The organism is Pseudomonas fluorescens, from assembly GCF_902498195.1.
GTDB lineage: Bacteria > Pseudomonadota > Gammaproteobacteria > Pseudomonadales > Pseudomonadaceae > Aquipseudomonas > Aquipseudomonas fluorescens_BU.
The window spans coordinates 168,051-190,423 of the sequence record NZ_CABVIY010000002.1 but is presented as its reverse complement, the minus strand read 5'-3'; the positions used below and the strand labels follow the sequence as shown (position 1 = coordinate 190,423).

Here is a 22,373-nt window from a genome sequence, read left to right as displayed (position 1 = left end):
CGACAACCCTAAGGATTATCGGCATCCATCAGAAAGAAATCGGCACCTAGGCGCCCGGCGATGTCAATGGCGAAATTCGTGTCAAAAATGGAGGAACTGCTTCAAAGAACTTGTCAACACGCTGAATAACATCACCTGATGCAGGTGCAATGATCGTCAGGAAATTCTTGAAGGCTAAAGCCGTATGCTTGAATTCAGTCGCATACAGCGAGCTTTGATCGTCCATTCGATAGACGGTTTGAATATATTCAATTTTTTTATTCGACGTCACAATACCCGCATCATAACTGGCTATCTTCGCATTGCATTCATTTAAGTTAGCACGAAGCTTTTGACTCTCGGCCAGCATAAACATGAATGAAACGCCTTCAGCAAGGCTGGCGATGGACCTCTGCAATTGCTCGATGGCGAGTTTTACGATTTCAACTTGTGGGGGGGCCATACCCAGGCCGTTGATTTTGTCGATGGTCAAGTTAACTTCCTTGCCCACGTCTTCAAGGCCTTTCTTTTCCAAGGCGCTGATGGCATCCGTGATCACTTTTAAATCCGCGCGAATTTTGGTCGAGGATTCCTCAAGTTCCTTCCTGGTTTTCTCAAGGACAATGACCTCTTCCGTCAATGCAGACATCACAGGCACGGTCTGATCCCTGTCGAACATGACCGAGATCAAAGCGTAGGCACCTTCGATCGCAGCGGCATCCTTCTCCACCGAAGCATAAACAACTGACAGCTCTTCATGACAGTCGTTGATGATTTCATCGACGAGCGAGTCAACGGTTTTCCCTGCCATTTCCCGCGCGAGTTCATTTTTCAGTACCGTTAAAGCTTTTGCAGCTCGCTCCAGCTTTTCATGACTGTTAATCGCCGACTCCTGAAGCGTTCGATGACTGTTAAACACGTTATCCACCAAACCTGCAAAACGCTCATACACACCGGGCAGATAATCGAGAATTTGATATAACGCATCAAGCTTGGCACGATCCTGGCGCATTTGCCGTTTGGCGCCCGACAGTACCTCAGGATTAATCTGCAGATTGTCTGCAGGCCCGGCCGACGTAAGGGCTGCAAACCGCGCCATGCGTACTGCTCCATTGTTGTTTGCTTTGTATTCCTGATCTGCCTGGTCGAAGACCTCGACCAACTGGTCGGCCACGTCGGCAACCTTTTTCCAGGAATCTACGACTTCATTGAACTTTGACATAAACCTTGAAAGCCTCAGACCATCTTTAATGGCACCCATCGACTGTTCGGAATCATCGATGTAACGCTCGATGCTGTTCCAGACGAACCGGAGATTGTTGGTCGCGACTTCCGCGTCAATCGCCACGATCTTGGCATTCTGCAGATCCAACTCCACACGTTTCAAAGAAGCCAGGGTCCTTTCCTTGCTTTCCAGACTCCGTATATCGGCTTCCTGCTCTGCATTGACCCTCTTTCTTTGGGCCCGAATGTTTTCAGCTTCCACGCCGAAATAGATCGCCATTCCCAAGCCGACGATATTTAACATCGCCGCCGCCCCCAAGGATTTTTCAACCAGGGTCCGGTATCTAGAGTTCAGCTCTTCGATTTCAACAGCCCGTTCGGTAATTTTCTTGTCGAGGGCGACTATGTCACTGGGGTACCTATTGCTCCCGATAAGCGCCAATCGGACTTTTATTTCAGGAATGACTTTTTTTTCCAGCTCATCACCAAATGCATCCAAGTCAACTTTTATTGCATCGGCTTTCTTATGATATTCGCGTGCCTTCACTCGAATATCTTGCAGATATTCATTCAACTCCGGAACTGTATCGGCGGCCAGTTCAACCCCGGGAAATACACCAGGCCAGTCGAGCTTCAGTGCATTGAGGTCTTCAAGAGTTCTGACCTTGTGGGTATCAATCAATTGAATGGCCGCATCACTGTTGCAAAGTCCCTGCATGGCCTCACCCCAGATCTGCATCTTACTGCCGAATAGCTTCAGGTCGGTGCCGGTCAACATGATTCGATGCCGCAGCGGTGACCACATCTCGGCGTGCCTGGATATCATTACGAACGTGCTCAGGAAATCTTCCACTGTCAAACCGGGGCCACCGTTTTCAGAAGGCGCGTAGCGCAGAAAATCAGCGACACCTTTGCGGGTAGTGGGAAAGGCCAATCCAATTGCCACGTATTTCTTGATGCTGATGATCTGCTCTTTAGTCAGTATCAACCCGGTCTTGCGTACGACCTCATGACCCACACCTGTAGACACCTGCGCCAAAACTTTCGGCACTTCAACGGCAAACATTGAGATCTTTTCTTGATCGGCACCTTCCAGTGCCTTGTCCCACAACGCTCCATCGTTCATATATAGTCCCTTGACAAGTAATAAAGTACGCCACTATTGAATTTCAATTCAAGACTGATCCATCAGCCTTAAACCGAATTTATGCCACGCCTTTATCACTGTCAAAGCACCAATCAGAACAACCATTAACAAATAATACTAAAGGTCCGCCGTAAAACTTTAGAGGCAATGAAACACGTCAACATTCGAACACTCAATGTTCGAGCAATTCAACCGAGCCTACTTCCGTCAAGATACAGTTCCCGTTCATTGTAGTCTCTGGCTAACGCATCTAAACCCAGTTGCCGCAAAGTGGCCGCAGCGACGCGAAGGAAGTTGGAATTACCGGCCAACAACGCTTTATCAAGCCAATACAAAGCCGAATCGACCTTTCCTTGCTGGAACAGGAGCGTTCCATAACTGAACTGGCCTCGAAAGTCCCCGTATTCGGCCGAGCGCCTGTACCACTCCATGGCGGCTAATGAGTCCGCGACACAAAATCGCCCTTCCTCCAGGTAACGGCCGACCAGGTTCATCGACTTAGCGTGACCCAACGCTGCCGCACGTCGGTAAAGTGCCAACGCTTGCACCTGATCTTCGGCAACACCGCGTCCTGTAGCGAGTAGATTGGCGAGGTTGTAAAGCGCCCAGTCCAGCCCGGCATCGGCGGCCTGGCGGTAGTGCCCGGCCGCGACGGTGGCATCGGCGGTACAGCCCCAACCCTGCTCATGACAGCGACCCAGCATGTTGCGCGCCATCAGGTGCCCTTGTCGGGCGGCGATGTCGAACCAGCGCACGGCCAGCGGCTGATCCCGGGCAATGCCCTGCCCGTCCAGCAGAATCTGTCCGAGCAATGCCTGCGCATCGACAAGCCCCTCACGGGCCGCCAGCAGAATCGCCTGCGCGGCACGCGCCGGGCTTTCATCGAGCATGGCCTTGAGCTGTTGACCGTCAAGGACTTCTTCGCGGCGCAATTGGAAGCTCATACCTCGACCCAGCGACGCAGCAGGTTGTGGTAAGTCCCGGTCAGGCGGATCAGCGAAGGGTGATCCGGAACATCGTGCGTCAGTTGCCGGATCGCGCCGTCCATCTCGAACAACAGGGCACGCTGGCTGTCTTCACGCACCAGGCTTTGGGTCCAGAAGAACGAGGCGTAACGCGCGCCTCGGGTCACGACATTGACCTTATGCAGGCTGGTGCCGGGGTACAGCACCATGTCGCCAGCGGGCAATTTCACCCGTTGCGTACCGTAGGTGTCCTGGATTTCCAGCTCGCCGCCGTCGTAATCCTCGGGCTCGCTGAAGAACAGCGTCGCCGACAGATCGGTGCGCACCCGTTCAATGCTGCCCTTGGGCTGGCGCACGGCATTGTCGATATGGAAGTCGAAACTGCCACCGGCGGTGTAACAGTTCACCAGCGGGGGAAAGACTTTATGCGGCAGCGCCGCTGACATGAACTGCGGATTGTTCCACAGCCGCTCCAGCATGGCTGCGCCAATCTCCTTGGCCAGCGGATGACCTTCCGGCAATTGCAGATTGTGCTTGGCCTTGGCCGACTGGTAACCCGCGGTGATCTTGCCGTCGGCCCAATCGGCCTGCTCCAGGGCCTCACGAATGCGCTGCACTTCTTCTTTGTCGAACAAGCCAGGAATGTGCAGCAACATGGGAAGGACGCCTGAGAACCAAGGGGCGCCAATGGTATTGATTCTTATTGCCTATGTAAAACCCGGTAGACGAACGAAACAGTAAAAACCGTAAGGTTAAATTGTAAAGAATGTAAATTCAATGCAAATAGTAACGTTTCGCAATTGATACAAAGACGCGTCTACCCTATATTTCGCCGCCTCAAATCCTTGGGGAGGGGAATAAAAAATGTCACGTCAGCACCCACAACTACCGGTCAGTTCACCACGCCTGCTCGCCTCTGCCATCGGCGTGGCAATCACTGCCGGCTCTGCGGGCCACATGGTTTTCGCGGCTGAAAAAACCGACGAGAAAGCGCCAAGCACTACCCTTTCGCTGGGCGCTACCGCGATCACCGGCGAAGCCCAGGACGCGACTTCCTACAACGTCGAAAAAGCCTCCTCGCCCAAGTACACCGCCCCCCTGGTCGACACTCCACGCTCGATCACGGTCATCCCGCAGCAAGTCCTCAAGGACACTGGCGCGATGAACATGCAGGACGCACTGCGCACCGTGCCAGGCATCACGTTCGGTGCCGGCGAAGGCGGCAACCCGCAGGGCGACCGCCCTTTCATTCGCGGCTTCGATGCCCAGGGCGACACCTACCTGGACGGCGTGCGCGATACCGGTTCGCAGAGCCGCGAAATCTTTGCCGTTGAATCGATCGAAGTCAGCAAAGGCCCGAACTCGGCCATCGGCGGTCGCGGCGCGGCAGGCGGCAGCATCAACCTGGTGAGCAAGAAAGCGCACCTGGGCAACTCGTTCGACGGTGGCTTTACCTGGGGTTCGGACCAGACCCAGCGCTACACCATGGACGGCAACTATCAGTTCTCCGACAGCGTTGCCGGCCGTCTGAACCTGATGAGCCACGAAAGCAACGTCGCCGGCCGCGACAGTGTCGATTACGATCGCTGGGGCGTCGCGCCATCGCTGGCCTTCGGCCTGGGCACCGACACCCGCGTCAACCTCGATTACTACCACCTGGAAAGCAACGACACGCCGGACTCGGGCATTCCGTACTCGATCCCGACCGCAGGCTCGGCTGCCCGTACCAAGTCCAACCCGGACAAGCCGGAAGATGGCGGCGACAGCAGCAACTTCTATGGCCTGGACAACCGTGACTTCCGCAAAGGCCGCGTCGACACCGCGACCATCGCCATCGAGCACGACCTGAGCGACGCGCTGACCGTCAAGAACACCCTGCGCCACGGCACCAGCATGCAGGATTACATCCTGACCCAGCCGGACGACAGCAAGGGCAACGTCAACAACGGCACCGTCTGGCGTCGGGCCAACACCCGCGTGAGCAACACCGAGACCACGACCAACCAGACCGATCTGTTTGGTGACGTCTACATCGCCGGTTTCAAGAACAGCTTCGCCACCGGTATCGAGTTGAGCCGCGAGGAAAGCAAGAAGTCCTCGTACAACGTCAACACCGACACCACCCCGGCGACCGCCGCCGCGACCACCAACTGCAGCCCTGCGCTGATCGGTCCGCGCAGCGGCTACAACTGCACCTCGCTGTCCAGCCCGACACCGAGCGACCCGTGGAACGGCGCGATCTCGCGCAACTACGCCGGCACCGACACCAAGGCCAACACCTACGCGCTGTATGTGTTTGACACCCTGGAGTTGTCCGAGCAGTGGCTGGTGAACATGGGCCTGCGCTACGACCATTTCGACACCGACTACAAAACCTACACCGCCAACGGCGCGACAACATTCAAAGGCGATGACGTCAGTGAATTCGTCACCGGACAATTCGGCGTGGTCTACAAACCGGCGGAGAACGGCAGTATCTATGCGTCCTACGCCACGTCCGCCACCCCACCGGGCGCCACCCTCGGCGAAGGCCAAGACGGCAACCCGTTGAGTGGCACCCCGGATCGCAGCGGCAACTTGCTGAACAGCGACATGGAGCCGGAAACCACCAAGAACTACGAGATCGGTACCAAGTGGGATCTGCTCAATGATCGCCTGTCGCTGACCGCCGATATCTTCCGCACCGAGAAAGACAACGCCCGGGTGCAAACCAACACCACGACGTACGAAAACGTCGGTAAAACCCGCGTTCAAGGTTTCGAACTGTCGGCCACCGGCAAGCTCACCGACAAATGGCAAGTCTTCGCCGGTTACGCCTACATGGACAGCGAGCAAGTCGATGGTGGTGACCTGGCGGCCAACCGAGCCAACAACGGCAATGAACTGCCGAACACGCCGAAAAACAGCGCCAGCCTGTGGACGACCTATCAGGTCACGCCGAAGCTGACCATCGGTGGCGGTGCGTTCTACGTCGACGACGTGTTCGGCAGCGTGGCCAACACCACCATGGTCGATTCCTACGTTCGCTACGATGCGATGGCCGCCTACAAGCTGACCAAAAACATCGACCTGCAACTGAACGTGCAGAACCTGACCGACGAAACCTACTACGACAAGGCGTTCTCGACTCACTTCGCCAACCAGGCGGCGGGCCGTACTGCCTTGCTGAGCACCAACTTCCACTTCTGATGAAAGGGTGATCACAACTTACTGTAGGAGCGAGCCTGCTCGCGATGGCGGCGCCATATTCAACATTGATGTTGGCTGACACACCGCTATCGCGAGCAGGCTCGCTCCTACAGGAGAAAGTGAACGTTGAAATCAGCAGCAGGCCCCGTTCACCCAGGTGAACGGGGCTTTTGTGTGTAAACAGAATGTTTCTCGACAACCCACGGCATAATGCGCGCCGTGACGATTATTTTTGAACGAACAAGGCGAGCGACGTGTTGAAGAAAACCCTGTTCCAGTTGCACTGGTTTTTTGGCATCAGCGCCGGACTGGTCCTGGCCCTGATGGGCATCACCGGGGCCACGGTCTCGTTTCAGGATGAAATCCTGTACGCGCTGAACCCTTCTGTGTTGCAGGTGCAAAAACAAGTCGCCGGTGTGCTGCCGCCCGCCGAGCTGGTCGAAAAAATCGAAGCGGCCACGGGCAAGAAAATCGCCATGCTGTCGGTGGATATCGACAGCGACATTGCCGCACGCGCGTTCTTCACCCCGCCACCGGGGGAGCGTCGCGGGCCGATGCGCTTCTTCGATCCGTACACCGCCGAGCTGTTGGGCGACGCCACTGGCCAGGACTTCTTCGGCCTGATGCTGCAACTGCACCGCTTCCTCGCCATGGGTGACACCGGCCGGCAGATCACCGGCGCCTGCACGCTGATCCTGGTATTTTTCTGCCTCTCCGGCCTGTACCTGCGCTGGCCGCGCCAGTGGAAAAGCTGGCGCGCCTGGCTGACCCTCGACTGGAAGAAAAAAGGCCGTAGCTTCAACTGGGACCTGCACTCGGTCGCCGGCACTTGGTGCCTGGTGTTTTACCTCCTGGCCGCGCTGACCGGGCTGTCCTGGTCGTACGAGTGGTACAACAAGGGCCTGAACCAATTGCTTTCCGATTCACCGCAGACCGAGCGCGTTCGCGGCGGTCGCGGCCCGGCACCCGGCGGCCCGGCGCCGACGGCCGATTACTCGGCCATGTGGAGCAGCATCTACAGCGCGGCAGGTCCGGGCCTGAGTTTCTACAACACCCGCATGCCACCGGTGGCCGGACAACCGGCCACTGTCTACTACCTGCTCAAAGACTCGCCCCACGACCGCGCCCTGAACCAGATCACCCTCGATCCGGTCACCGGCGTGATCAAGCGCCACGACCGTTACAGCGACAAGAGCTTCAAGGCGCAGTTGCTGACCAGCATCTACGCGCTGCACGTCGGCAGTTACTTCGGTCTCGGCGGACGCATCATCCTGACGGTCTCCGCCCTGACCATGCCGCTGTTTTTCATCACCGGCTGGTTGCTGTACCTCGACCGTCGGCGCAAGAAACGCCAGATCAAGGATGCCCGCAAAGGTCTCGCCCAACCGGGCAGCGACGCCCCCGCGTGGCTGATCGGGTTCGCCAGCCAGAGCGGCTTTGCCGAACAGCTGGCGTGGCAGACGGCCGGCCAATTACAGGCCGCCGGCCTGCCGGTGAAAGTGCAGCCGCTGGCGAGCGTCAGCGAACAGGACCTGCGTGACTCGAACAACGCGCTGTTCGTGGTCAGCACCTTCGGCGACGGCGAAGCGCCAGACAGTGCCCGTGGTTTCGAGCGCAAGGTACTGGGCCGGGCGTTGAGCCTGGAAAGCCTGAACTACGCGGTGCTTGGGCTCGGTGACCGCCAATATCAGCACTTCTGCGGTTTCGCCCGACGCTTGCACGGCTGGCTGGGTGAGCACGGCGGCAAGACCCTGTTCGCCCCGGTGGAGGTCGACAGTGGCGACCCTTACGCCTTGCGTCACTGGCAACAGCAACTCGGCCTGCTGACCGGCCAGGCGCCGGTGGACACCTGGCAAGCACCGAGCTACGACAACTGGACCCTGACCCGCCGCGAATTGCTCAACCCGGACAGCACCGGCTCACCCGTCTATTTGCTCGGCCTCAGCGCGCCGACCAGCAGCAGTTGGCTGGCCGGTGACCTGGTGGAAGTGTTGCCGCGCAATTGCCCATGGGCCATCGAGCATTTCCTCGAAGGCCTGGGGATCGACGGTCGCGCCACGATCACCCACGATGGTTTGTCGCAACCGCTTGAGCAAGCCCTCGCCAGCCGGCAGCTGCCCGAGAACCGCAGCCATCTGGTCGGCCTGCATGCCCAGGCCCTGGCCGATGCCCTCGTGCCGTTGGCCATGCGCGAATACTCCATCGCCTCAATCGCCGCCGACGGCATCCTGGAACTGATCGTGCGCCAGGAACTGCATTCCGATGGCAGCCTGGGGGTCGGCTCTGGCTGGCTCACCGAACACGCGCCGGTGGGTGGCAGCATCAGCCTGCGGGTACGACGCAACAGCGGTTTTCACCTGCCGAACGAACCGCTGCCGATGATCCTGCTCGGCAACGGCACCGGGCTGGCCGGGTTGCGCAGTTTGCTCAAGGCACGGATTGCCGATGGCCAGCAACGCCAGTGGCTGTTGTTCGGCGAGCGCAACCGCGAACACGATTACCTGTGCCGCGACGAGCTGGAGGAATGGTTGATTTCCGGCGACTTGCAGCGCCTGGACCTGGCGTTTTCCCGGGACCAGGCCGAGAAGATCTACGTGCAGGACCGCCTGCGCGAATCGGCCGATGAACTGAAAAAATGGCTGGCGGACGGCGCCGTGATCTACATCTGCGGCAGCTTGCAGGGTATGGCCTCGGGCGTGGATCAAGTGCTCAACGAGGTGCTGGGCGCCGCCGAAGTGGAGCGCCTGATCGAACAGGGCCGCTACCGCCGCGACGTTTACTGACCCCCACATTGCCCCTGTAGGAGCTGCCGAAGGCTGCGATCTTTTGATATTGAAAAACAAAATCAAAAGATCGCAGCCTTCGGCAGCTCCTACAGGGGATCGGTGTTGTCATGCGGGTTGAAGCTTCTGCTCAAACACCAACACCCCTTCCAGATCGCGCAACACCACGCTCAACTCCCCCGTCTGCCCCTCGATATTCACCTCGCCAAAGAATTGAAAACCGGCAAACGGCGAAGCGTTTTGCACGGGCGATGCTTTGTGGAAAACCACTTCAGGCCCAAAGGTCTTATCCAGGATATCCGGGCCGAAACTCCCGGCGTTCAACGGTCCGGCAATAAACTCCCAAAATGGCTCGAAGTCCTGGAACGCCGCGCGATCCGGGTGGTAATGATGCGCCGCGCAGTAGTGCACATCCGCGGTCAGGAACAGGAAATTGCGCACCTGTTGCGCGCGTAGAAATCCGAGCAACTCGGCCACTTCCAGCTCTCGCCCCCGGGCCGGGCCGGGGTCGCCATTGGCCACCGCCTCCCAGCGCGTGACACCGGGACTGACCTCGCCATCCGGCGCCCCGAGCCCGATCGACATGTCGGCGGCAATCACTTTCCATTGGGCCCTGGAGGCTTTCAGCGACGCCTTCAACCAATCCAGTTGTTCGCGTCCGAGGAAAGGTTTGGCATCGCCCAGGTTGTCGTCGTTGGTGCCGCGATAACTGCGCATGTCGAGCACGAACACATCGAGCAATGGCCCGTAGCCGAGCTGGCGATAAATTCGCCCGCCGCCATCGGCGCGCTGCAAGCGCATCGGTGAATATTCGAGCCAGGCCTGCCGTCCGCGATCCACCAGGCTGTGGATATCTTTCTCCTTGTAACGCCCATCCAATGGCTTGCCTGGCGACCAGTTGTTCACCACCTCGTGGTCATCCCACTGCCAGATCTGCGGCACTTCGGCGTTGAAGCGGCGAATGTTCTCGTCCATCAGGTTGTAGCGATAATTGCCCCGGTAATCATCGAGGGTTTCGGCGACTTTGCTCTTGGCTTCAGTGGTGATGTTGCGCCACACCCGGCCGCCCTCGGTGACAAGCTGCGCCGGCACGGGGCCATCGGCGTAGATGGAGTCGCCACTGTGGATAAAGAAGTCCGGCAAGCGCAGGCGCATGGCGTCGTAGATGCGCATGCCGCCGATGTCCGGGTTGATGCCGAAGCCCTGGCCAGCGGTGTCCCCGCTCCAGACGAAACGCAGGTCGCGGCGGGTCTGGGGCACGCTGCGCAGGTGGCCAAACCAGGGCTCGCTGGCGACGCCGCTGCGGGCATCTTCAAAATGCACACGATAGAAAATCGCCTGATCGGCGGGCAGCCCGGACAGCTCGACACGGGCGGTGAAGTCCGTGCCGGCATCGACCGGGGATGAAACGAATCGCCGGGGGTCGGGAAACAGGCTGCGGGTGTCCCACTCCACCACCATCCGCGCCGGACGATCGCAGCGGCTCCAGATGATCGCGCGATCGCCCAGCACGTCACCGGATTGCACACCATCGGTGAGTTGTGGCCGATCCTTGACCGACGCGATCACCGCTGGCGCCAGCCCCGGTAACAACAACCCGGCACCGACCGCTTGCATGACACGACGACGGCCGGGATCGAATTCGCTCATGGTGTCCTCCCCGATGCCTGTGTAAAAACGCGATCCCTGTGGGAGCGAGCCTGCTCGCGAAGGCGTCGTGCCAGTCAAATCCATTTCAATGGCAGGCTGCTTTCGCGAGCAGGCTCGCTCCCACAAGGGATCGGTGTCAGGCGTTGACGGGTTCTACTGCCAACTCCACCGCCTCAGGCCGCTTGACCAGCGCATACACCACCGCCGTCAACAAACTCCCCGCCACGATCGCCAGCAAATACAGCAGCGCATGATTGATCGCGTTCGGGATCAGCATCACGAATAAACCGCCATGGGGCGCCATCAGTTTGCAGCCGAAATACATCGACAACGCACCGGTCAGCGCACCACCGGCGATGCTCGCCGGGATGACCCGCAGCGGGTCCTTGGCGGCAAACGGAATCGCGCCTTCGGAGATAAAGCACAACCCCAGCACCAGCGCCGCTTTACCGGCCTCGCGTTCGGTCTGGGCAAACTTGCGCCGGGCGATGAACGTGGCGATGCCCAGGCCAATCGGCGGCACCATGCCCGCCGCCATGGTCGCCGCCATCGGCGCGTAACTCGCAGACGCCAGCAGCCCCACCGAAAATGCATACGCCGCCTTGTTGATCGGGCCGCCGAGGTCGACGCACATCATCCCGCCCAGCAGCACGCCGAGCAGAATCGCGTTGGTGGTGCCCATGCTGTCGAGGAAATGCGTGAGCCCTGCGAGCATCCCGGCCACCGGCTTGCCGACCACGTAGATCATCACCAGACCGGTGAACAGACTGGCGAGCAACGGGATGATCAGGATCGGCTTCAGCGCTTCGAGGCTTTGCGGCAACCGCGCATACCGATTGATCGCCTGGGCCGCATAACCGGCGATAAAACCGGCAATGATCCCGCCGATAAAACCCGCGCCCAGGGTACTTGCCAGCAAGCCACCGATCATCCCCGGCGCCAGACCCGGCCGGTCGGCGATCGAGTAGGCGATATAGCCCGCCAGCAACGGCACCATCAGCTTGAACGCGGTGTCGCCACCGATCTGCATCAGCGCTGCCGCCAGTGTTCCCTCTTCCTTGAACGCGGTGATGCCGAACACGAACGACAAGGCGATCATCAGGCCGCCCGCCACCACCATCGGCAGCATGAACGACACACCGGTCAGCAGGTGCTTGTAGACCCCGGTCTTTTCTTGCTTCGCCGGTCCCTTCGCCCCGGTGGAGGCGCTTTCCTGCACGCCCTCGGCCAGCGCTTTATTCAGGGTTGCTTCAGCCTGTTTGAGGGCAATGCCCGTGCCGCACCGGTAAATCTTCTTGCCGGCGAAACGCTCGGTGGGCACTTCGATGTCCGCCGCCAGCAGCACCACGTCGGCCTCGGCGATCGCTTGCGCGCTCAAGGGATTGCGCGCGCCGACCGAGCCCTGGGTTTCCACCTGCAGGTCGTAGCCCAGGCGCTTGGCCGCCTGCTGCAAGGCCTCGGCCGCCATGAAGGTGTGGGCGACGCCGGTCGGGCAGGCGGTGACCGCCACCAGTCGCGGGGCGTTGCCAGCAACGGCGGCGGGTTCGGCGATGGCGACGGGCGCCACGTAGACCTGCGCTTGCTCGGCGCCGCGTCGCAGCACGGCGTCGACATCTTGCAGCGATTGCGCGGGGGTGCTCTGGAACACACGCTTGCCGACGAATCGCGACATGTCCACCGGCACGCTGGTCACCAGCAGCACCCACTCGGCCGCCTCGATCGTGGCCGCCGACAGTTGCCTTTCGGGGTGTGCCGCATCGCTGACTTCGACACTGGTGCTCCAGCCCTGGCGCTGGGCCGCCGCATCCAGCAGACGCGCGCACAGCACACTGGTGACCATGCCGTTCGGGCAGGCAGTAACAATGGCTAACTTCATGACCAACCCTCTTATTGTTCTGTCAGGGGGCGCACGCGCACACCCTGTTCGAGCTGCGCCAATTGCGCCGCATCGCCAATGCCGAAACCGATTTGAGTGACCGCCATCGCGGCAATCGCCGTGGCGGTGCGCAGCGTCTGCTCAGGCGTGTCGGCACTGAGCAAGCCGTGGAGCATGCCCGCCAGCAACGAATCGCCCGCGCCCACCGTACTCGCGACGCTGACCTTGGGCGGCGTGGCATGCAGCGCCGAACCGACGCTGAACCAGTTCACGCCCTCGGCACCGTGGGAAATCACCACATGCTCAATGCCCTGGGCGTGCAAGCGGTTCGCCGCCTCCGCCTGGGCCAGGAGCGAAACCACCTCGTCACCCAGCACCTCGGAAAGTTCTTCAGTGTTGGGCTTGATCAGCCATGGGCCGGCCTTGAGCGCCGCCGCGAGGGCCTCGCCACTGGTGTCGAGGGCGACCTTCAAACCGAGGTTTTTCAAGCGCAGGATCAACGCCTGCAACCACTGCGGGCTGACCCCTTGCGGCAGGCTGCCGGCGACGACGACGGCGTCATGGGCCGGGGCAATCTGGTCGAGCAGGTCGAGCAAGGCTTGCTGCGCCGCTGCACTGACCTGCGGTCCCGGTCCGTTGAGGTCGGTGATGCGACCGTCGCTTTCGGCCAGTTTGATATTGCTGCGGGTCTCGCCCGGCACCCGGATGAACTCGTCGATAAAGCCGCGCCTGGCGAACAGGGTTTCGAACGCTTGCAGATTGTCCTCGCCGAGGAACCCGCTGACCGTCAGCTGATGCCCGAGGTCCGCCAGCACCTGCGCCACGTTCACCCCTTTGCCGGCGGCGTGGGTGTGCATGGCGTCGCTGCGGTTGACCTGACCGGGCTCCAGGCGTGACAACTGCACCGTCAGGTCCAGTGCCGGGTTGAGGGTCAGGGTCAGGATTCTGGCCATTACAGGGCCTCCACTAATGCGCGCACTTCATTGGCGCTGCCCACGGCAAGCGCCTCTCGGGCGAGGGTTTGGCTCTGGCTCAGGCTGAGTTCACGAATCCGCGCCTTGACCTCGGCGATGCTGCGCCCGCCCACGCTCAACTCATCCACGCCCAGCCCGACCAGCACCGGCACCGCCAGCGGATCGGCCGCCAGCTCGCCGCACACGCCGACCCACTTGCCATGGGCATGGGCGGCCCGCACGGTGATGTCGATCAGTTGCAGCACTGCCGGGTGCAAGCCGTCGGCCTGGGCCGACAGCGTCGGATGACCACGGTCGATGGCCAGGGTGTATTGGGTCAGGTCATTGGTGCCGACGCTGAAAAAATCGACCTCTTTGGCCAGCACCGGCGCCAGCAAGGCCGCCGACGGCACTTCGATCATGATCCCCAGTTGCAGGTCCGCGACCGGGATTTCCCGGCGCAGGCGTTCGGTCATGTCCCGGGCCTGGCGCCACTCATCGACGCTGCCGACCATGGGAAACATGATGCGCAGCGGACGGTTGTCGGCGGCCCGCAGCAAGGCGCGCAACTGCGCTTCCATGATCTGCGGCCGTTGCAGGGTCAGGCGAATACCGCGCACGCCGAGGAACGGGTTCTCTTCCTTGGCGATCGGCCAATAGGGCAGCGGTTTGTCGCCCCCGACGTCAAGGGTGCGCACCACCAGCGGTCGACCGGCGAGGCCATCGAGCACGCGGCGGTACTCGGCTTCCTGGGTCGCCTCATCCGGCGCTTGCGGGTGGGCCATGAAAATCAGTTCGGTGCGCAGCAGGCCAATGCCTTCGGCGCCCTGCTCCACCGCGCTGATAACGCCGGCGCTCTCACCGATGTTGGCGAACACTTCGACGGCGTGACCATCGGTGGTCAGTGCCGGTTGATGGCGTTGTTCGGCGGCCGCTTTGAGCCGTTGCTCGCGGGTGTCGCGCTCTTCGGTGGCGCGCTGCAACGTCGCGGCGTCGGCGTCCACATGCAGACGTCCGCGCTGGCCATCGATCAGCAGCGGTGTGCCCGGTGCCAGCAGCAGCACCGCCGCACCGGCGCCGACCAGGGCCGGAATACCGAGGGCCCGGGCGACGATGGCGCTGTGGGCGGTGGCGCCACCCCGTGCGGTAAGAATGCCGGCGACGCGGGTCGGATCGAGTCGCGCCACGTCGGAAGGGCCGACTTCGTCCATCACCAGAATGTACGGCTGCTCGGGTTCAGCCGGGGTCTCGATACCGCACAGCTGCGCCAGCACGCGGCGACCGATGTCGCGCAAATCGGCGGCGCGCTCGGCGAGCAGGGCGTCCTGCAACGCTTCCTGTTGCCGGGCGGCGGCTTCGATCACCGACATCCACGCCGCTTCCGCGCTTTCGCCCTGCTTGAGGCGGGTGTCGACTTCGTCGGTCAATTCCGGATCGTCGAGCATTTCCTGGTGGGTAACGAAAATTTCCCGAATCGCCTTGGCCTTGCTGCGCTCGATCAAGCCGCCAATGTCACGCCGCACCTCCTCCAGCGCCTGCTTGAGACGTTCGCGTTCGAGGGCGGCGGACTCGCCACGCAGCGGGTAATCGATGACTTGCAGCACCTGAATGTGCGCCGGACCGATAGCAATGCCCGGCGCGGCGGCAATGGCCTGGACCAGGCTGCCGGACGCCGGGGCCAGCAGCACTTCGGCCAGCTCGACGACTGCTTCACGGGGTGGGTTCAGCGCTGGCAGCGGCTCGATTTCCTCGCCGAGGCCTTCTTCGATGGCCGCCAGCAAGGCGGGCAACGCATCGGCGGCAATGTTCGGCTCGGCGATGATTTCCAGCACCTGACCACGCCGCGCGCCGAGGCTGAGCAGCTTGCTCAGGCTCTTGGCCGAGACCGCGCTGTCCTGGCCATCGACGAGGCGGATGCGAATCTCGCCTTCAAAACTTTTTGCCAGCTGCGCGAGGATTTTCGCCGGACGCGCATGCAGGCCGTGGGCGTTGGCCAGGGCGATGCGTGCGCTCGGCCAGTCCGCCGGCAACTCACCGCCGAGCACTTCAAGCACGGCGCGGCAGCTGGTGGCCCGACCCAGCTCATGGCCGCGTCCTTCAATCAGCAGCGCGCAAAGGCGTTCGAGCAGGGCTTGATGGGCTTCGCCCAGGCTGGCCAGGCAAAACAAGCCATTGAGCGGCTGACCGAGGTAACGCAGTGGCTTGTCGGGGGTGACGAAGGCCAGTCCCGGACGCTTCACCGTTTGCTCGCTGTGCAGCCACCACAGGCCATCACCCAGCGGCAGCGCTTCGACCTGCTGCAACACAGCGGAAAAACCATTGCTGACGCAGTCGGCGTGACGCAGCAATCTTGCGCCACGCCAGACGAGTTCTTCGAAATCTTCGGCGGCGACGCCCAGGCCGATCATTTGCGCATCCAGCGCCAATTCCTGCGGCGCGCCTTGCAACAGTTTCAACAGGGCTTCGGCGGAACTGGCGCGACGCAGCGCCTGGCCCAGATCGGTTTCACCGAGGGCACGGGTCAGCAATTGCAGCAGGCGCAGGTGTTCATCGGATTTGGCGGCGATGCCGATCGCCAGATAGACGATCTGCCCGTCGCCCCAGTCCACGCCCTCGGGAAACTGCATCAGGCGCACGCCGGTGGTGAACACCTGATCGCGGGTTTGCGGCGTACCGTGGGGAATGGCAATACCTTGACCGAGAAAGGTCGAGCCCTGGGCTTCGCGTGCCTGCAATCCGGCGAGGTAACCCTCGGCGACCAGGCCGTCGGCCACCAGATGCCGGGCCAGCAATTGCAACGCGTCGGATTTATCCACAGCCGACTGGCCGATGGATATCTGCTCTACAGTGAGCTCGAGCATGCTTTCTCCTTTTTGGCGCCTGTGGGCACCAGGTATTGTTTTGAATGAGTCAGCTTAGGCGCTTGTCCAGGGACAGTCTTTGGCAGTTTCGCGGCAGAACCGACCAAAGGCGCTAAAACGTAGAAAATACGCCTGCTGAAACGTTTAATCTAGAATGATTGGCACGTTACTCGATAATCTCTCACTCTTGAAGTCCAATTGTCGGATGCGCCGTGACATGGGTCGACTGCCTGAATGGGGTAGCATTGGCGAAAATGTCGGGCCTGCTCGCAAAAACAAGGAATTAACGGGTTGAAACTCAGTGATATCGCCCAGTTGGCCGGTGTGTCCGTTACCACCGCCAGCTACGTCATCAACGGCAAGGCCGAACAGCAACGCATCAGCAGTGCGACCGTGGAGCGCGTGCGCGCGGTGGTCGATCAGCATGGCTTCACGCCCAACCCCCAGGCCGCCGGGCTGCGCAGTCGCCACACGCGCACCCTGGGCTTCATTCTGCCGGACCTGGAGAACCCCAGTTACGCGCGAATCGCCAAGCTGCTGGAGCAAGGCGCACGGGCTCGCGGCTATCAGTTGCTGATCGCCAGTTCCGACGATGCACCGGACAGCGAACGGCAATTGCTGAAACTGTTCCGCGCCCGCCGTTGCGACGCCCTGATCGTCGCCAGTTGCCTGCCAACCGGCGATGACAGCTATCGCCAATTGCAGGCCAAGGGCATTCCGATCATCGCGATCGACCGGGTCATGGAGCCGGAACATTTCTGCTCGGTGATCAGCGACGACCGCGAGGCCAGCCTGCAACTGACCCGCAGCCTGCTCGACCCGCTGCCCAGGCAGATCGCCTTGATCGGCGCCCGCCCGGAACTGAGCATCAGCCAGGAACGGGCCGCTGGCTTCAGGGAAGCGCTGCCCGACTACCAGGGCGAGGTGCTGATCGAACACGGCGAATCGTTCAGCCGTGAATGCGGCAAACAATTGATGGAAGAATTGCTCCAGCGTGTCGGGCATTTGCCCGAGGCGCTGGTGACCACCTCCTACGTGCTGCTCCAGGGCGTGTTCGACGCCCTGCATGACTTCCCGCTGAAATCCCGCCCACTGCGCCTCGGCACGTTCGGCGACACCCAGTTGCTCGACTTCCTGCCGTTACCGGTCAATGCCATGGCCCAGCAGCACCAACTGATTGCCGACAAAGCGCTGGAACTGGCCCTGGCCGCCATCGAGCAGTCCGATTACCAGCCCGGCGTGCAGGCCATCGCGCGCACCTTCAAGCAGCGTATTCGCCAGGACTGAGCCGTGGAGCTGATCGACACCCACACCCATCTGGATTTCCCGGACTTCGACGCCGATCGCCAGGCGCTGATGGACGAAAGCCGCACCTTGGGTGTGCGGCGGATGGTGGTGCTGGGGGTTTATCAGGGCAATTGGCAGCGGGTGTGGGAGCTGGTGCAGAGCGATCCCGACTTGCATGCCGCGCTGGGTCTGCACCCGGTGTACCTGGACGATCATCGCCCCGAACACCTGACGCAACTCGCTGACTGGCTGACAAGGCTGGCCGGTCATCGGCAACTGTGCGCGGTGGGCGAAATCGGCCTGGACTACTTCATCGAAACCCTCGACCGCGAGCGCCAGCAAGCCTTGTTCGACGCACAACTGCAACTGGCGGCGGACTTCAATCTGCCAGCGCTGATCCATGTCAGGCGCAGCCATGCAGCGGTGATTGCCACGCTCAAACGGTTTCGCCTGAAACGTGCCGGCATCATCCACGCCTTCGCCGGCAGCCGCGAGGAAGCCCGGGAATACATCAAGCTCGGTTTCAAACTGGGCCTGGGCGGCGCCGCGACCTGGCCGCAGGCCCTGCGCATGCACCGCGTGCTGGCCGAGTTGCCGCTGGAATCGGTGGTACTGGAAACCGACTCACCGGACATGGCGCCTGCCATGTTCGCCGGCCAGCGCAACAGCCCGGCGCATTTACCGGCGATTTGCACGGCATTGGCCGCAATCATGGGGGTCACGCCGGAGCAATTGGCCCTAGCGAGTACGGCCAACGCTTGCGAGTTGTTTGAGTGGTAGTTATTGGCGTCCACGCCTGATCACTCAGTGTTTATTCAAACCCGAAAGGCGCTGATCAGTTGCTTGAGTTCAACCACCTGCGCCGACAACGCGCGGCTGGCATCTTCGGTCTGGTGCGCGCCTTCGGCGGTGCGCTCGCCGGCCCGGTTGATCTCGACGATGTTCTGGTCGATGTCATGGGCCACGGCGGTTTGCTGCTCCACGGCAGCGGCAATCTGCTGGTTCTGGTCGACAATCATGCCCACCGCGTCGAGGATGTTTTCCAGCGCCTGCTGAACCTTCTCCGACTGCCCGACGGTGCCGTTCGCCATCTCATGGCTGACGCCCATGGCCTTCACCGCGGCGCCGACACCGTTGTGGAGCCTGGCGATCATCTGCTCGATTTCCTCGGTCGACTGCTGGGTGCGCTTGGCCAGGGTCCGGACCTCGTCCGCCACCACCGCGAAACCGCGCCCCTGTTCGCCGGCCCGCGCCGCCTCGATCGCAGCGTTCAGTGCCAGGAGGTTGGTCTGTTCGGCGATGCTCTTGATCACTTCCAGCACGCGGCTGATGGACTGGCTGTCGCTGGCCAGCTGATTGATCACCAACACCGATTGATCGATCTCGCTGGCCAGCGCCGCAATGCTGCCCTGCTGGGATTGCACCAGGCCGCGCCCGCTGAGGGTTTCGTCGTTGACACCGTGGGCGCTGCTGACCGCCGCGGCCGCACTGCGCGCCACCTCCAGGGAAGTGGCGGACATCTGGTTCATCGCCGTGGCCACCTGTTCGATCTGCGTCCGCTGGCCGGCCACGGCCTGGTTGCTTTGCGCGGAGACGTTCTGCACTTGCCCGGCCTGGCGCTCCACCTCGCCGACGGTCTGCCCCACGCGCTCGATCAGGTCGTGGATTTTTTTCACGGTGCCGTTGAACACCTCACCCAGTTCGCCCAGCTCATCACGGCTGTGCGCACTGAAGGTGACCGTCATGTCACCGGCCGCCACTTTATCCATCACGCCGCCCAGGCGTTTGAGCGTGGTGCGGGTCGAGGCGTAGAAGCCGCCATAGAGATAAAAAATCAACACGAACACCACCGACAGCGCCACGGCCTGCAAGATCATGTGCGTGCGGTTCTGCGCCAGGCGCTGCTGCAACTGAGTGTCGAGGAATTTCAGGGTCGCTTCGTTGAGTTGGTAGGTCTGATCCATCAGCCCCGTCACCTGGTCATAAAAAGCCTGCCACGGCGCATCCAGGGTGTCGGCCATCACCACCTGTTCTTCGAACAGCTCACTGGCTTTTTTCAGCGACGACTTGCTGCTATCCGCCTGGGCAGCCAGGGATTCGCGCGCGGCCTTGCTGGAGGCCAACGCGTCCTGCAACTTCAAGCCGTATTCGGCCTGGAGCTTTTCGATCTGCGCCAACAGCTCATCGAAACGGGTGCTTGACGATGAATTGAGAAAGCCTTGCCCCAACGAATAAGAGCCCATAGCCCGACCGTCGCCCAAGGCCTGGGTGACCGATGGGGTGACGCTGGTGATCAGTTCGCTGAGCTGGCGGATATCGCTTTGATTGTCGCGGCTCAGGCCGGCCTGACTGGCGATGATCTGACCAAAAATCTGTGCGCTACCCAGCAACTTGCCGATCATGGCACTTTTGCTTTGCAGGGATTTTTCCGTTTGCTGAGCCTTGAACGCGGCGATCATTTCATCGCGCTTGCCGTCGAACACCAGGATCTGTTCAGGATCGGTGGTCATCGCCGTCAGCCCTTGCAGGCGCGTCAACACGCTTTGCTCCAGCGTGATGATCTGCGACTCGACATTGCCGGCCTTGCCGGACTGACCGAGCGCGACGTTGATCTGCACCAGGTTGTTCAACGTCTCCAGGTCACGCCGAAGCGTCAGGCTGCTGCCCAACAAATCCAGACTTTGCAGTTCGACCCGAGTGCCCTGGAATTCGCGATAGGAATCACGCACCAGGTAGAAATTGGTCACCAGCATCGGCACCAGGAACAGGACACTGATCAGGCTGAACTTCATGCCGAAACTCAAGCGGTTCATCAGCGCGACGGCGGGATAGAGCAAGCTCTTCACTGAAAGTCTCCCTTTGATTTCTTATTTTTATTGGCAGGCGCAGCCGGGCAGCAGATAGCCACTATTGGGCGCTGTCTCTGTATAGCTCAAATCAAGGAAGGGTTTTGTAACTTAAGGTTAACGGAAAAAGATCGCAGCCTGCCGCAGGCTGCGATCTTTAGATTGACCTACCAATCAGGGCAACACGGTCCACAGCGCAAAACCCGCATACCAGAGCACGGCCGAACGCAGCAGCAACTCCCAGATCCGGTCGAGATTGTTGATGCCCTCAGGCCCGGCCACCGGGGCCGGGATTTCGGCGGCCACCAACCCGGCCTTCTCGATCAACAGGGCGGCGCTGATGTTCCAGTTCAGCAGCTCGTGCAACATCACCCGGCTGACCGCGACAAAGTTGCCGACCAGGGCAAAACTCGCCGCCAGCAAGCGCACCGGTATCCAATCGAACGCGTGGCGCAATTGCCCGGCACGCTCGACCAACGCCTGGTTCTGCCCGTGTTCTTCGGCCAGGGCCAACAGCCGATAGCTCAGGGCAGCGACCGGCCCCAACAGGAAATACCAGAAAATCACCGCGAAGAAGCTCTGGTAGGCCTCCCACAACAGATGCCCTTCCACTCGTTCCAGCAATTGCTCGCCGCTGTCGGCGCAGATGTCGAGGTCACGTTTGGCGACGTGCGCCGCCGCTTGCAAGTCTTCCCGCCGCCAGGCGTCGCGAAACGGTCCGAGACCGCCCAGCAAATCGCCGCGCCCCAGGCTGTAGATCACCACCAGCAGGTGCACCGGCAGCGCCAACAGACCGTAGGCCACCGGGTCCAGCACCAGCAACAGCAAACCCAGGAGCGCGACCGGCAACAACACCAGCACCACCAGGACCAGCCATGGACTTTTGGCCATGCGGGGATTGGACTCCAGTTTGTGCAACTCGCGCACCCAACCGCCATCTCGCTGAATCTGGTGGCGCAGGGCCGAGAACTTCTCGATCCACACCGCCAACAGCAACACCAGAAAACTCATTGTTGTTCCTCTTTTTCCTGAGCGGCTGTCGCCAGGGCCGCACGATAGCGCGCCCAGTCAAACGCTGGCCCCGGATCGGTCTTGCGCCCGGGTGCGACGTCGCTATGGCCGCAGATACGCTGGGGGGTGATGGCTGTGAAGGCGCTTTGCAACTGCCGGGTCAGGGCCGTCAATGCCTCGTACTGCGCATCGGTGAACGGCAGATCATCCGTGCCTTCCAGTTCAATGCCCACGGAAAAATCGTTACACGTCTCCCGTCCTTCGAAACTCGAAACGCCAGCGTGCCAGGCGCGCTCAAGGCAAGAAACAAACTGTGTGACGGCACCGTCACGCTCGATCAAGAAATGCGCAGACACCCGCAGGTCGGCAATCCCCTCAAAGTAAGGGTGCTCCGTGACATCCAGACGGTTCTGGAAGAATTCCTGCACCTTGCCGGTGGCGAACTGCGCCGGTGGCAGGCTGATGTTGTGGATGACCAGCAGGGAAATTTCGCCCGTAGGGCGCGCATTGAAGTTGGGCGAGGGGCACAAAGCCACGTCCTGGCACCAACCGCTCGCGGGGTCCAACTGCATACCGATTCCTTCAACGACGACTGTGTTGGT

The 22,373-nt window shown here is 61.1% G+C and carries 14 protein-coding genes; 4 read left to right on the top strand and 10 right to left on the bottom strand.

What is annotated here, in order from left to right; translation table 11 throughout:
• Nucleotides 1–46 precede the first annotated feature (46 nt).
• From F8N66_RS06210 to F8N66_RS06200, 3 genes are all read right to left on the bottom strand, one after another.
• Entirely contained in the window at nt 47–2,329 is a 2,283-nt protein-coding gene (locus tag F8N66_RS06210; RefSeq protein ID WP_150769352.1) for an alpha-xenorhabdolysin family binary toxin subunit A, read from the bottom strand.
• Between the two features lie 209 nt (nt 2,330–2,538).
• Nucleotides 2,539–3,294, bottom strand: coding sequence for a tetratricopeptide repeat protein (locus F8N66_RS06205; protein ID WP_150769351.1), 756 nt, complete (start codon nt 3,292–3,294; stop codon nt 2,539–2,541).
• Nucleotides 3,291–3,971, bottom strand: coding sequence for a Fe2+-dependent dioxygenase (locus tag F8N66_RS06200; protein ID WP_150769350.1), 681 nt, complete (start codon nt 3,969–3,971; stop codon nt 3,291–3,293). Before F8N66_RS06200 ends, F8N66_RS06205 begins: the two co-directional genes overlap by 4 nt.
• A gap of 208 nt (nt 3,972–4,179) precedes the next feature.
• Between F8N66_RS06200 and F8N66_RS06195 the strand changes: the two genes are divergently transcribed.
• Together F8N66_RS06195 and F8N66_RS06190 are read left to right on the top strand one after the other, a co-directional pair.
• Nucleotides 4,180–6,504, top strand: a complete 2,325-nt coding sequence (locus tag F8N66_RS06195) for a TonB-dependent receptor (RefSeq protein ID WP_150769349.1) — start codon at nt 4,180–4,182, stop codon at nt 6,502–6,504.
• Nucleotides 6,505–6,758: 254 nt separating this feature from the next.
• Nucleotides 6,759–9,287 carry a PepSY domain-containing protein gene (locus F8N66_RS06190; RefSeq protein WP_150769348.1) on the top strand — a complete coding sequence of 843 codons (2,529 nt, stop codon included), beginning with the start codon at nt 6,759–6,761 and terminating at the stop codon, nt 9,285–9,287.
• Between the two features lie 108 nt (nt 9,288–9,395).
• On the opposite strand, the gene F8N66_RS06180 is transcribed toward F8N66_RS06190, so the two are convergent.
• The 4 genes from F8N66_RS06180 to ptsP form a co-directional block, all read right to left on the bottom strand.
• Nucleotides 9,396–10,937, bottom strand: a complete 1,542-nt coding sequence (locus F8N66_RS06180; protein ID WP_150769347.1) for an alkaline phosphatase D family protein — start codon at nt 10,935–10,937, stop codon at nt 9,396–9,398.
• Nucleotides 10,938–11,073: 136 nt separating this feature from the next.
• Nucleotides 11,074–12,813, bottom strand: coding sequence for a PTS fructose-like transporter subunit IIB (locus F8N66_RS06175; protein WP_150769346.1), 1,740 nt, complete (start codon nt 12,811–12,813; stop codon nt 11,074–11,076).
• Between the two features lie 11 nt (nt 12,814–12,824).
• On the bottom strand, nt 12,825–13,766 hold the full coding sequence (gene pfkB, locus F8N66_RS06170; RefSeq protein WP_150769345.1) for a 1-phosphofructokinase: 942 nt from the start codon (nt 13,764–13,766) through the stop codon (nt 12,825–12,827).
• A complete protein-coding gene (gene ptsP, locus F8N66_RS06165) occupies nt 13,766–16,627 on the bottom strand; it encodes a phosphoenolpyruvate--protein phosphotransferase (RefSeq protein ID WP_150769344.1) in 2,862 nt (953 codons plus the stop codon). The genes pfkB and ptsP overlap by 1 nt, the downstream gene beginning before the upstream one ends.
• A gap of 291 nt (nt 16,628–16,918) precedes the next feature.
• On the opposite strand from ptsP, the gene cra reads away from it, so the two are divergent.
• Nucleotides 16,919–17,914 (top strand): catabolite repressor/activator, encoded by a 996-nt coding sequence (gene cra, locus F8N66_RS06160; protein WP_150769343.1) that lies wholly within the window; start codon nt 16,919–16,921, stop codon nt 17,912–17,914.
• A 3-nt stretch (nt 17,915–17,917) separates the two neighbouring features.
• Nucleotides 17,918–18,694, top strand: coding sequence for a TatD family hydrolase (locus F8N66_RS06155; protein WP_150769342.1), 777 nt, complete (start codon nt 17,918–17,920; stop codon nt 18,692–18,694).
• A gap of 35 nt (nt 18,695–18,729) precedes the next feature.
• Here F8N66_RS06155 and F8N66_RS32090 read toward each other — a convergent pair whose 3' ends face one another.
• From F8N66_RS32090 to ampD, 3 genes are all read right to left on the bottom strand, one after another.
• The gene (locus F8N66_RS32090; RefSeq protein ID WP_412070729.1) at nt 18,730–19,434 is read right to left on the bottom strand and encodes a methyl-accepting chemotaxis protein; all 705 of its coding nucleotides are present in this window, start codon (nt 19,432–19,434) and stop codon (nt 18,730–18,732) included.
• Nucleotides 19,435–20,934: 1,500 nt separating this feature from the next.
• Nucleotides 20,935–21,771 (bottom strand): regulatory signaling modulator protein AmpE, encoded by an 837-nt coding sequence (gene ampE, locus F8N66_RS06145; RefSeq protein ID WP_150769340.1) that lies wholly within the window; start codon nt 21,769–21,771, stop codon nt 20,935–20,937.
• The gene (gene ampD / locus F8N66_RS06140) at nt 21,768–22,343 is read right to left on the bottom strand and encodes a 1,6-anhydro-N-acetylmuramyl-L-alanine amidase AmpD (RefSeq protein WP_150769339.1); all 576 of its coding nucleotides are present in this window, start codon (nt 22,341–22,343) and stop codon (nt 21,768–21,770) included. The genes ampE and ampD overlap by 4 nt, the downstream gene beginning before the upstream one ends.
• Nucleotides 22,344–22,373: the final 30 nt, after the last annotated feature.